The 11821-nt window shown below is 30.9% G+C and carries 12 protein-coding genes and 1 pseudogene; all 13 read left to right on the top strand.

Annotated features, from left to right (window positions below; genetic code table 11):
• Window positions 1-13 precede the first annotated feature (13 nt).
• Window positions 14-499 (top strand): annotated as a pseudogene (locus HGPB_RS06140) (phage replisome organizer N-terminal domain-containing protein); the annotation flags it as partial.
• A 155-nt stretch (window positions 500-654) separates the two neighbouring features.
• Window positions 655-1725, top strand: coding sequence for a PDDEXK nuclease domain-containing protein (locus HGPB_RS06135; protein WP_019132819.1), 1071 nt, complete (start codon window positions 655-657; stop codon window positions 1723-1725).
• A gap of 82 nt (window positions 1726-1807) precedes the next feature.
• The gene (locus HGPB_RS06130) at window positions 1808-2527 is read left to right on the top strand and encodes a hypothetical protein (protein WP_019132818.1); all 720 of its coding nucleotides are present in this window, start codon (window positions 1808-1810) and stop codon (window positions 2525-2527) included.
• Between the two features lie 153 nt (window positions 2528-2680).
• Window positions 2681-2905: a hypothetical protein gene (locus tag HGPB_RS06125; RefSeq protein ID WP_019132817.1), complete on the top strand. Its 225-nt coding sequence runs from the start codon at window positions 2681-2683 to the stop codon at window positions 2903-2905.
• 3 nt (window positions 2906-2908) lie between these two features.
• Window positions 2909-4555 (top strand): recombinase family protein, encoded by a 1647-nt coding sequence (locus tag HGPB_RS06120; protein ID WP_019132816.1) that lies wholly within the window; start codon window positions 2909-2911, stop codon window positions 4553-4555.
• Window positions 4556-4561: 6 nt separating this feature from the next.
• Window positions 4562-4642: a Maff2 family mobile element protein gene (locus HGPB_RS08665; protein WP_143434426.1), complete on the top strand. Its 81-nt coding sequence runs from the start codon at window positions 4562-4564 to the stop codon at window positions 4640-4642.
• 10 nt (window positions 4643-4652) lie between these two features.
• Complete coding sequence (locus HGPB_RS06115; protein WP_000466919.1) at window positions 4653-5516, top strand: VirB6/TrbL-like conjugal transfer protein, CD1112 family; 864 nt, start codon at window positions 4653-4655, stop codon at window positions 5514-5516.
• Between the two features lie 9 nt (window positions 5517-5525).
• A complete protein-coding gene (locus HGPB_RS06110; RefSeq protein ID WP_000914151.1) occupies window positions 5526-5816 on the top strand; it encodes a hypothetical protein in 291 nt (96 codons plus the stop codon).
• A gap of 1 nt (window position 5817) precedes the next feature.
• Window positions 5818-6228, top strand: a complete 411-nt coding sequence (locus HGPB_RS06105) for a PrgI family protein (RefSeq protein WP_000332188.1) — start codon at window positions 5818-5820, stop codon at window positions 6226-6228.
• The gene (locus tag HGPB_RS06100; RefSeq protein WP_019132815.1) at window positions 6119-8542 is read left to right on the top strand and encodes a VirB4-like conjugal transfer ATPase, CD1110 family; all 2424 of its coding nucleotides are present in this window, start codon (window positions 6119-6121) and stop codon (window positions 8540-8542) included. Before HGPB_RS06105 ends, HGPB_RS06100 begins: the two co-directional genes overlap by 110 nt.
• Window positions 8543-8549: 7 nt before the next feature.
• The gene (locus HGPB_RS06095) at window positions 8550-11129 is read left to right on the top strand and encodes a C40 family peptidase (RefSeq protein WP_019132814.1); all 2580 of its coding nucleotides are present in this window, start codon (window positions 8550-8552) and stop codon (window positions 11127-11129) included.
• Between the two features lie 14 nt (window positions 11130-11143).
• Window positions 11144-11383, top strand: coding sequence for a hypothetical protein (locus tag HGPB_RS06090; RefSeq protein WP_001080402.1), 240 nt, complete (start codon window positions 11144-11146; stop codon window positions 11381-11383).
• A partial coding sequence (locus tag HGPB_RS06085; RefSeq protein ID WP_036738495.1) for a leucine-rich repeat protein occupies window positions 11370-11821 on the top strand: 452 nt, incomplete at its 3' end. The genes HGPB_RS06090 and HGPB_RS06085, both read left to right, overlap by 14 nt.

Here is an 11821-nt window from a genome sequence, read left to right as displayed (position 1 = left end):
GAAAGGAGCAGATATGGCAACAAACAAAAGATATTATTGGATAAAATTAAAAGAAGAATTTTTCACAGACAAAAGGATAAAAAGATTAAGAAGAATATCGGGAGGAGATACCTACACGATTATCTACCTAAAACTTCTACTACTAAGCCTAAAAGATGAGGGAAAACTCTATTATGACGGAGTAGAAAGTGATTTTATAAAAGAGTTAGCACTAACCATAGATGAAACAGACGATGATGTAATGGTTACGGTAAATTATTTAATCAATCAAGGCTTATTAGAAGTTGTAACAGAAAATGATGAATACTATTTAACTGAAATACCAAACTTAATCGGATCAGAAACAGCTTCTACAAGGCGTTCAAGAAAGTCTAGAGAATTAAAAATGTTGCAATGCAACACCAATGCAACACATAAGCAACAAAAGTGCAACGGAGAGATAGAGATAGAGAAAGATATAGAGATAGATAAAGAGAGAGAGGGAGAGATAGAAAAGATTTAACATTTTTGGTATAATCACATTAATTAAACTAAATGTGTAGTGATAAAATGAGCTTGTTTAACGTAAGCTGATTATGATAAAAAGATGTAAACTCCCACTATTGGTGCAAAAAAACAGAATAAAATAAAAAGAATCAGATTGGAGTGATGAGAATGGATAAAAAAGATTTAGCTATTATAGGAGATAGTGAATATATAAAAATGCTTGAGAAAATAAAAAGATCATATACAAGCAGGCAACTTAAAGCAGCAGTTTCAGTCAATTCTGAAATGCTAAAGTTTTACTATGGTTTAGGAGAAGAAATTATTAGCTTAAAGGCAGAAAGCAGATGGGGAAGCGGATTCTATAAAAAATTAAGTTCGGATTTAAAAAATGAAATTCCAAATGTTAAAGGATTTTCTGTTACTAATTTAAAATATATGAAAAAATTTTATGAAATGTATTCGCCATTAAATCGTCCACAGCTTGTGGACGATTTACAAATATCTAAAGTCGGTGGAGATTTTAATATGATTTTTAGTATCCCATGGGGACATCAAAGATATATTATGGATAGATGTGAGGGAAATTTAAATAAAGCATTTTTCTTTATATCTAAAACATTAGAAAATAGCTGGAGTAGAGCTGTGCTTTTAAATTTCTTGGATACAGATCTATTTGAGAGACAAGGAAAAGCAATAACAAATTTCACAAATAATTTGCCTGCTACACAAAGTGATTTAGCCAATGAAATGACGAGAGATCCGTATAATTTTGACTTTATATCTATAAGGCAAAATTATGATGAAAAAGAATTAAAAGACGCTTTGATGGATAATATTCAAAAATTCTTATTGGAGCTAGGGACAGGTTTTTCGTTCGTGGGCAGAGAATATAGACTTGTAGTTGGAAATTCAGAAGAATTTATTGATATGTTATTCTACAACATTAAGCTACATTGCTATGTAGTTGTGGAGGTTAAAATTTCCGCATTTAAACCTGCGGATATAGGACAACTTGGAACCTATGTAACATCTGTAAACCATATATTAAAGGGAGATGGGGATAATCAAACAATAGGTCTTTTAATCTGTAAGACAAAGGATAATGTATTGGCAAAATATGCTTCTGAAAGCTCAAGAGAGCCTATTGGAATTTCAGAATATCATCTACAAAACTTAATTCCTGAAAGTTTAAAGGGAGCATTACCAACCATAGAAGAAATTGAAAACGAACTAAAATAAATTTTAAAAACATAATAAATGTACGCAAGGCGGTAGAAGTAAAAACTATCGTCTTTTTTTATTTTAAGAAAGGTAGGAGAGCATGGCAGATAAAAGAATGTTTTCACTAAAGATAGTAGATAGCGACTTATTTTTGGATATGCCACTAAGTAGTCAATGCCTATATTTTCATCTATCAATGAGGGCAGATGATGATGGTTTTGTAAATAACCCTAAGAAAATCATCAAGATTATAGGAGCAAATGAAGACGACCTAAAAATACTTATTGCCAAAGGCTTTGTGATAGTCTTTGATCAGGGGATTATCGTCATTACTCATTGGAAGATAAATAACTTTATTAGAAAAGACAGATATAAGCCAACAATGTATATAGAGCAGAAACAGCAGCTTTATCAGACGGAAAATGGAGCATATATTTCAGAAGAAAAAGTTGGTTGTCATCTGGTTAACCAAAGGTTGTCAAGTGGTCAACCCAGTATAGATAAGGGTAGATTAGATAAGGTTAGTATAGATAAGGGGAGAGAGGGAGAGATAGAAAAAGATAAAAAATCTACCCCCATCTTTTATGGAGAATTCAAAAATGTAAGGCTAAGCAAAGAAGAATATAAAAACCTTAAAGAAAAACTAAACTCACACGCAGAAATAATGATAAATAAACTATCAAGATACATGGAAAGCAGTGGTAAGACCTATCAAAACCACTATGCGACAATCTTAAAATGGTATGAAGAAGATAAAGAAAAACTAACACAGAAAGGTTTAAATAAAAAAATGAACTATGATGTAGGAGAATCTTTATAGATAAAAAGAGGTGGAAAGGTATTATTAAGGACTTTAAGTCTAAAAAGGTATAAAAGTATGCCAGAGATAATAAAAATATAAATATGACACTTAAAAGGCGATTAGAAAATTAAAAATCTAATCGCCTTTTTTTATTGCATGAAAGGATAAGCTATGACAAAAAGACAAACAAAATACATTGTAAAAAGAAATTATGATAATAGAAGAACAGACACAGACGCTTTTCTAAGATTAATAAAAAAATCAAGCAAATTAAGTAAGGACAATGAAATTGAGTATAGCAAATATAATATTGATAGTAATAGAAAAGAGTGCTATAATAAAAATAGTTTTAGAGAAAGTTGTGTTATTTCCGAAAACTCAAATAAGGAGGAATAGGAAATGATACAAACAAATTCAAATGACTTTTCATTCAAAGCTGCAATTTATTGCAGACTATCTAAAGATGATGAGCAGAAAGGAGAGAGTGCCAGCATACAAAACCAAAAGGAGCTTTTAGAAAACTATGTAAAATCAAAAGGTTGGAGTATTTACGATGTATATATAGATGATGGATATACTGGATTAAATACAAATAGACCATCATTTCAAAGACTAATTAGAGATATTGAAAATAAAAAAGTGGATATAGTCATCACTAAGGATTTATCAAGGCTTGGAAGAAACTATTTGCAGACTGGATACTATACAGAAAATTTCTTCCCAAAGAACAATGTCAGATATATAGCTTTAAATGATGGAGTAGATACCTTTCAAGAAAACAACGAAATAGTTCCTTTTAAAAATGTTTTAAACGAGTTTTATTCAAGAGATGTTTCGAAAAAGATGAAATCTGCTTATATGACAAGGGCAAGGCAAGGAAAATTTATTGGTTGTCTTGCTCCAATAGGATATAGGAAAGACAATGAAGATCCACATAAATTAGTAATCGATGATGAAACTTCATGGATTGTTGAAAAAATTTTTGATCTTGCTTTTAGTGGTTATGGAGTACAAGCAATTAGAAGAAGACTTTTTGAAGAAAAAATACCTACACCTACCTGGTGGAATAGAAAAAAAGGACTTAGAAATAAAAAAACTAAGTTAGAAATGACCGTAGATGGTGGAGAGTATTGGTGGGACTGCACAACCCTAAAAGAAATTATTGAAAACCCAGTTTATATTGGTCATATTGCTAGTCAAAAAGTTAATTATAAATTTAAAGTAGGTTGGTTATCCGATAAACCTAAAGAGGAATGGATAATAGTAGAAAATACACACGAACCAATTATTTCTGAAGATATTTATAATATAGCAAATGAAAAATTAAAGAGCAGGAGAAGACCATTTAAAAATGGAGAAGAAAGTATATTTGCAGGCATTGTGAAATGTCCCGATTGTGGAAAATCTTTAAATCTTGGAAGAAACAAATCAAAAAAAAGAGAAAAGTTACTCACTTGTAACACTTATAGAAGATACGGAAAGTCATTATGTAGTCAGCATAGAATTTATTACGATACTCTTTATGAGATAGTGCTTAAAGATATTAGAAAAAATGCAGAAATAGCATTAAAAGATGAAAAAGAAATCATAAAAGCACTTGAAAAATCACGAGAAATTGATAATGCAGAAGAACAAAAATTTATCATGGATAAGATTTACGAAGATCAAATAAGAGTAGAAGACTTAACTAAGAAGATTGAAAGATTATATGATGACTGGCTAGATAACAAGATAAGTGAAAGTAACTTCCAAAAAATTCTTGAAAAATCACAAAATGAACAAGACTATTTAAATCAAAGAATAGAAGATAATCAAAAATTGATTGTTAAAGAAGAACTTGAAGATGTTAATGTCAAAAAATGGATTGAACTCATAAAAAAACATAGGGATATAAAGAAGCTGGACAAAGAAACCTTAAACGAACTCATCTCAAAAATCTATGTTCACGAAAAAGAAGTAGTGAATGGAGAAATCACCCAAACAATTGATATTTACTACAATTTCATAGGAAATACAGACACACTACAAGTATTTTACAATCTCTAATTAGGCATAAAGCAGCTTATGGCTGGTGGGGGAATTGTACTAATCGGTATTAAATTAATTCCACTACTTGCAAATGCTTTAAAATAGGAGAAAGTCTATGTTTGGTATCTTTGACAAGCTAACTGAATTTTTTAAGGATATGCTACTCGGAGGTATCAAAGCAAATCTTGAGTCCATGTTCTTAGATATAAATGACAAGGTAGGAGTTATTGCAACTGATGTTGGGAAGACACCAATGGGTTGGAATGGAGAAGTGTATAACTTCATAAAAAACATTAATGATAATGTGATCGTTCCAATAGCAGGTCTTATCATAACAGCAGTTTTATGTATTGAACTCATAAATATGGTTATGCAAAAGAATAATATGCACGATACAGATACTTTTGAGTTTTTCAAATACATTATAAAGATGTTTATAGCAGTCTACCTTGCAAGCCATGCCTTTGAATTTTCAATGGCAGTCTTTGATGTGGCACAAAATCTTGTAAACAAAGCGGCAGGGGTAATCACTACTTCTGCCACTGTTTCAGGAGATCAGATAGTTGCAATGGTTGATACATTAAAAGAAAAAGAAATAGGTGAGCTTTTAATGATATTAGTTGAAACAAGCCTTGTAAGGATTGCAATTCAATGTATATCTTTAACTATTACCTTAATAGTATATGGGCGTATGTTTGAAATATATGTCTACTCATCAGTATCATCCATACCATTTGCGACTATGGGAAATAAAGAATGGGGTCAGATTGGAACAAATTATATCAAGGGACTTTTTGCCTTGGGACTACAAGGTTTGTTTTTGATGGTATGTTTAGGTATCTACACCGTTTTAATAAGAACGGTACAGATTACAGATATTCACGCAAGCTTGTTTAGTATATTAGGATATGCTCTACTACTTGGACTTATGATGTTTAAGAGTGGAACAGTTGCAAAAAGTATTATGAATACGCACTAGGAGGAATAAATGTTAAAAAAGAAAAATTGTGCTTTATTGGGACTTGGAATTTTATTAGGAGGAACTTATGAAATCTTAAAAGAGAAGAAAAGAAATGAAGAGATTAGAAACTTAAAGAGGAGAATAAATAGACTCGGAAGATGTCACAATGAATTTGTTATGTATCAAGGAGAATACAATGACAGAAATGAAGAAAAACAAGAAGAATTAGAAGAAAGAATTAACTACCTAGAAGAGGAAACAACATCTAATTATGACCATATACTTGAACTTTCTAAAGAAGAAGTAGAGGGAGATTAAAATGGCGTATGTACCAATACCAAAAGATTTGGACAAGATTAAAACAAAGGTTGCCTTTAACTTAACTAAAAGACAACTTATAGGTTTTTCCGTGGCAGGACTAATTGGCATACCAACCTATATATTTATGAAGAAATATCTACCTAATGATGTTTCTATCATTGTAATGTTAATAGTAACCCTGCCAATCTTTTTTATAACCTTATATGAAAAAGACACCTTAACTTTTGAAAAGTATTTTAAATTTTTCTATCTTCATAAGTTTTATCAACCAACTAAGAGAATAAGAAAGGAGGCATACCTTGAAGCAAAGAAAAAAGCAAATCAGCGACTTAAATCTAAGGGAAAAACAATTAAAAAAAGACCGAAAGGAAGTAAGAAGGCTAAAAACAAAGAAAGATCCAACAAATAGTCTTCTAAGTGTACTTTTAAAGAAAGAGAAAAAGAGATTTACTGTTGAAGATACAATTCCCTATATAAGAATGTTACCAGAGGGCATTTGCCAGTTAGATGAAAAAAATTATTCAAGGACAATTTCATTTCAAGATATAAATTACCAGTTGGCATTGGAAGAAGATAGAGATTTAATCTTTAACCAATTTGCCAACTTTTTAAATTCTTTTGATCCAAGTGTCCACATTGAACTTTCGTATGTAAATCAATTAGGAAGAAATAAAGACCTACAAGATGCAATTAAAATTGCTGATAAGGGAGACTTCTATGACGATGTAAGAAAAGAGTTTAGGGAGATGTTAAAGCTTCAACTTGCAAAGGGCAATAACGGACTTAAAAAGATGAAGTATATAACCTTTACAACAGAAGCCGATAACCTAGAGCAAGCAAGAGCAAAGTTAAATAGACTTGAAGTAGATATTTTATCTAACTTTAAATCTATGGGAGTAAGAGCAGAAAGCCTTGATGGTGAAGAAAGGCTAAGACTTGTTCACGATATGTTAAATCCAGACAAAAACTTTTATTTTTCATATAAAGATTTGAAGAAGAAAGAGTCTACAAAGTCACATATAACTCCCAATATCTTTAATTTTGCACCAGCAAATAATTTTAAATTTGGTAAATATATTGGAGCAGTAAGCCATTTTCAAATACTTGCAAGTGAGTTATCAGACAGAATGTTATCTGAGTTTTTAGATATTGATGACAATATTTATGTAGCTTTTCATATAGATGTAGTTGAACAAGCAGAAGCCATTAAACTCATTAAGAGAAAAAATACAGACCTGGATAGAATGAAAATTGAAGAACAAAAGAAAGCAGTTCGAGCAGGATATGATATGGATATTATTCCATCAGATATAAATACTTTTGGTGCGGATGTTAAGTCCATGTTATCTGACTTACAAAATAGAGATGAAAGGCTCTTTGTAGTTACCATAGTAATGATGAATTTTGCTAGGACTAATCAAAAATTAGAAAATACTATTGCTCAAATCTCATCAATTGCTAACAGACATAATTGTCAGGTAAAAAGATTATCTCATCAACAAGAACAAGGACTTGTTTCTGTCTTACCTCTAGGAGTTAACCAAGTCGAGATAAAAAGATTTTTAACTTCATCATCAACGGCAGTATTTATGCCTTTTACAACAGAAGAGCTATTTATTGATTCGGCAAATTCCTTGTATTATGGCTTAAATGCCCTTAGCCAAAACTTGATTATGGCAGATAGGAAGAAACTAAAGAATCCTAACGGACTAATATTAGGAACACCAGGTTCTGGTAAATCTTTCTCGGCAAAAAGAGAGATGGCAAATGCAATTCTTGTCACAGATGATGATGTAATTATTTGTGATCCTGAAGGCGAGTATTCAAACCTTGTAAAACAATTTAATGGAGAAGTTATTAAAGTTTCGGCAAAGTCAAAGGACTACCTAAATCCACTAGATATAAATATGAACTATGGAGATGGGGACGCACCTTTAAAGGATAAGGCGAACTTCATAATGTCTATGCTTGAACTTGTAGTAGGAGGATCTGGTCTTACTGCTGCAGAAAAATCTGTTATAGATAGGTGCTTACCAAAGATATATCAAAAATATTTTGAAGACCCAAAACTAGAAAATATGCCAATATTAGGAGATTTATATGATATGCTCCTATCCCAAGAAGAGGGAGTTGGTAGAAAACTCGCAACAGAAATGGAAATTTATGTTAAAGGAAGTCTTAATGTATTTAATAATAGGTCTAATGTTGACCTAAATAGACAACTGCTCTGTTTTGATATAAAAGAGCTAGGAACACAACTTAAAAAAATAGGTATGCTTGTAATTCAAGACCAGGTTTGGAACAAGGTTTCCCTTAATAGAGGAAGCAAGTCTACAAGATACTATATAGATGAGTTCCACCTTTTATTAAAAGACCCACAAACTGCTTCATATTCAGTAGAAATCTGGAAAAGATTTAGAAAATGGGGCGGTATTCCAACAGGTATAACTCAAAACGTAAAAGACCTTTTAACAAGTCAGGAAATTGAAAATATCTTTGATAATACAGACTTTGTTCTAATGTTAAATCAAGCATCTGGAGATAGAGATATTCTTGCTAAGAAATTAAAAATATCACCTTATCAGTTAAACTATATTACTAACTCAAATGCAGGTGAGGGACTATTATTCTTTGGAAATACTATTGTTCCATTTATTGATAAATTCCCTAAAGACACTATGCTATATAAGCTAATGACAACTAAACCAGAAGAAGCTAAGTAGGTGTGATATGGATAAAAAACTAAAAAAAGATTTTCAAAAGAAAATTATACGAAATAGGGACGCTCCTGAAAAGAATCTTGAAAGTAAACTTGTTAATTCAGATGATTATACAAATAAGATAATTAAGACTAGGGATAGGTTCGGAGATAAAATTTCAGAAAAAGAATCTAAACTTATCCATGAGAATGTATTAGCTAAAGATCAAAAACAGGATAAACTAAAAGATTTTCAGAAGGCTAAAAACAAGGAAAGAATCAGAAAAGAAGTTTTAGATAATAAGGATAAGGCTAATGAAGTTAAACAGACTAATCTTGAAATAAGGGCAGATGAAAGCTTTAAACTTGATGAAGACTTAGATGTAGACTACAAAAAGGTAAATTTTGATAGTGAAAACAGTAGAAATGTTAACTCTAATAAATTAACAACAGATGATATTTCAGCTAAGGCTCAACCAATAAGCAATAAGAAGGAATCAAGTAAAAGACAAGTTCTTAAAAATTATGAGGATAAACTTATCCATAGTAAGGATAAATTCCAAGATAAAATCAACGAGAAAGAGTCTAAGCGAATCTACACTAGTGAAGATAAACTTATTGAATCAAAGAAAAGTAAGAGAATATATAGAAAAGATAAGCTTGTTAAAGATGAAGTAAGCAAGAACGAGAGTAATGCTAATATCGATAAAAAGCAAAAGCAGAAACTTTATCAAGAAAAGAAGTTTAGAGATAAGGAAAAAATTTCTAAAGAGATAGATAAAGAAAATAAGCTAAGCGAAGTTGATACAGATAAAACTTTTGATAATTCGAAAGTTAAAGACAATAATCAAGAATTTATAAAAGATGAAAAAGAAACAAGCCTTAAACCTTCAGAACAAAAGAAAGTTAATAAAAAGAAGACTTACTACAAGAGAAAAAATTATGAAAGTGATAAATTTACTCGAAAGAAAATTGATAACTTAAAAAATGAATCTAAGAAAGTTACAACTAAAGATTCTAAGAAATCACAAGATGTTAAAGACTTTATCTCAGATAAAAAGATTGGAGAGCTTGAAAAGTCTAAAAGTAAGATAAAGGATAATATCTTAAAGAATAAAACTAAAGGAAGCCTATCTTCTGGGGTTTTATTATCTGGAGCTAAGTCATCAGAATTAGTGAGAGATTATTTAAGCTCAGGATCTGATAATACTGGTGTAGAATCTGGAGAAAAGGCTGCTAATGTAAGCTCTAAGCTCCAGCATGGAATAAGGAAGTATAAGTTAGACAAAAAGAAAAAGTCCTTAAAAAAGCTATCTAAACTTGATAAGAAAATAAGAAAGAGAAAAAGCAAGCTGGAGTTTAAAAGTGGCTTGGAAGATTTAAAAAAGTCAGATGCTTATATAAAGAAAAATAGATTTAAGAAGTTTTACCAAAGAAAGCAAATGAAGAGCATGATAGCTAAAAAACACGAAACAAGATTTGTCGATAGAGTTAAAAAAGCTATTTTAAGTTTAGGTAAGGCTTCTAAAGAGCTAATCGTAAGAAAAAGTAAGATGGTTCTATTTCTAGTAATAGGACTAGGTCTTATGCTATCAATCATGATTGGTGGTGGAAGTGTTGGCATGAGTGGACTAAGTAACTCTGTTAACTCAGTAATGACAACATCATACCTATCACAAGATACAGTTCTAAGTGAAGTTAATCAAGAATTTTCATCAATGGAATATGACCTACAATCACAAATCGAAAGTGTAAAAACAAGTCATCCTGGATATGACGAATATATTATAAATAAAGAAGGAGAAATTGGTCATAATACCCATGAACTTTTATCCTATATAACTTCAAGATGTGGAGAAATAAAATCAGCGTCTGAAGTAAAAGGAATTTTAAAAGAACTTTTCGATAAGATGTATAAGCTTGATTTTAAGGAAGAAATTGAAATTAGAACAAGAACAGTAGCAAGAACTAGATATGATAGTCGTGGCAATCCTTATACTAGCTATGAAAAAGAAGAGTACGAATATAAAAAGTTAATTGTAACTTTAAAGAAAAAAGAAATGGATGAAGTTGTTAGGGAAATATTTAAAGATTATCCAGACAATGTAGTTCATTATGAAGCTCTTCTTGAAGCTAAGGGAAATATGGGAGATGTTTTTGGATCAGGTAATGGGGACTTAGGAGAAATAGTAGACAATCCAAACTTTGGAAATCCTGGTCTTGCTTTTGATTCAGCTACTGCAAAGGCTCTTTTTAATGAAGCAGAAAAACATATAGGCAAAAGATATGTGTTTGGAGCAAGTGGACCATCTAACTTTGACTGCTCAGGCTTTGTATGTTGGTCATTTACAAAGTCAGGAGTAAAAAGAATGCCAAGAACAACTGCATGGAGAATATACAAAGACTATTGTAATCCAGTAAGTCCAAGTGAAGCTCAACCTGGAGATATTATATTTTTCCACTCAACATATAACAGTGGAACTCCAATATCTCACGTAGGAATATACGCAGGTAACGGAATGATGATTCACGCAGGAGATCCAATTCAATACACATCAATAAATTCAAAATATTGGAAATCACACTTTTATGGTTTTGGAAGACCAAGATAGAAGGGAGATATTATGTGAACAGAAAACTTATAAGTATTAGAAACAAAAAGAAAAAAATAGAAGAGAAATTGAAAGATTTAAATGCAAAATACAAGGAAATTTGCGATGAAGAAATACAAGTTGAAAATGAAGAAATAATTGTAACTCTTAGGAGGAACAATATTAGCTTGGAAGAATTAATGGAGAAAATCAATGATAGAAAAAGAGAAGAAAAATTAAAAGAAAAGGAGAACATTCATAATGAAGAAATTTAATACGAACAGACTAAGAGCCTTTTTTATGGCTCTTTTATTAGTTTTAACATCAACTGTGCATACAAGTGCATTTGCAAAGTCTGATGTTACTTGGACGGAAGATGATTTTATGTATTCCTCTGAGGGAAATATAATTGCCTTTAGTGATAAAGGCTTAGAAAAGAAAGAAAAGACAAATATTCTAGTATTTCCTGAAGGAACGAAATCTATAAATGGAAATTATTCTTTAAGTCATTCAAACGATGAACTTAGATATAAAAGAGAATTTGGACGTGGCAAACATTGGGATAAAGTAATTATTCCTGATTCTGTTAAGCATTTAGGTTATGCTGCCTTTTACGATGCAAGTATAGACGAGGTAAAACTATCAAATAGTCTAACTTATCTTGGTGGTTTAGCATTTTTCAATTGTGGACTTAGAGAAGTGACTTTACCTAA

Source organism: Peptoniphilus obesi ph1 (assembly GCF_000311865.1).
GTDB lineage: Bacteria > Bacillota > Clostridia > Tissierellales > Peptoniphilaceae > Peptoniphilus_E > Peptoniphilus_E obesi.
The sequence above is the reverse complement of the archived record's forward strand: the minus strand, read 5'-3'. Positions and strand labels throughout refer to the sequence as shown.

Bases quoted from the DNA above. Each gene is read 5' to 3' on its own strand.
- HGPB_RS06135 (WP_019132819.1), top strand. From the start codon at position 655: ATGGATAAAAAAGATTTAGCTATTATAGGAGATAGTGAATATATAAAA.
- HGPB_RS06130 (WP_019132818.1), top strand. From the start codon at position 1,808: ATGGCAGATAAAAGAATGTTTTCACTAAAGATAGTAGATAGCGACTTA.
- HGPB_RS06125 (WP_019132817.1), top strand. From the start codon at position 2,681: ATGACAAAAAGACAAACAAAATACATTGTAAAAAGAAATTATGATAAT.
- HGPB_RS06120 (WP_019132816.1), top strand. From the start codon at position 2,909: ATGATACAAACAAATTCAAATGACTTTTCATTCAAAGCTGCAATTTAT.
- HGPB_RS06115 (WP_000466919.1), top strand. From the start codon at position 4,653: ATGTTTGGTATCTTTGACAAGCTAACTGAATTTTTTAAGGATATGCTA.
- HGPB_RS06110 (WP_000914151.1), top strand. From the start codon at position 5,526: ATGTTAAAAAAGAAAAATTGTGCTTTATTGGGACTTGGAATTTTATTA.
- HGPB_RS06105 (WP_000332188.1), top strand. From the start codon at position 5,818: ATGGCGTATGTACCAATACCAAAAGATTTGGACAAGATTAAAACAAAG.
- HGPB_RS06095 (WP_019132814.1), top strand. From the start codon at position 8,550: ATGGATAAAAAACTAAAAAAAGATTTTCAAAAGAAAATTATACGAAAT.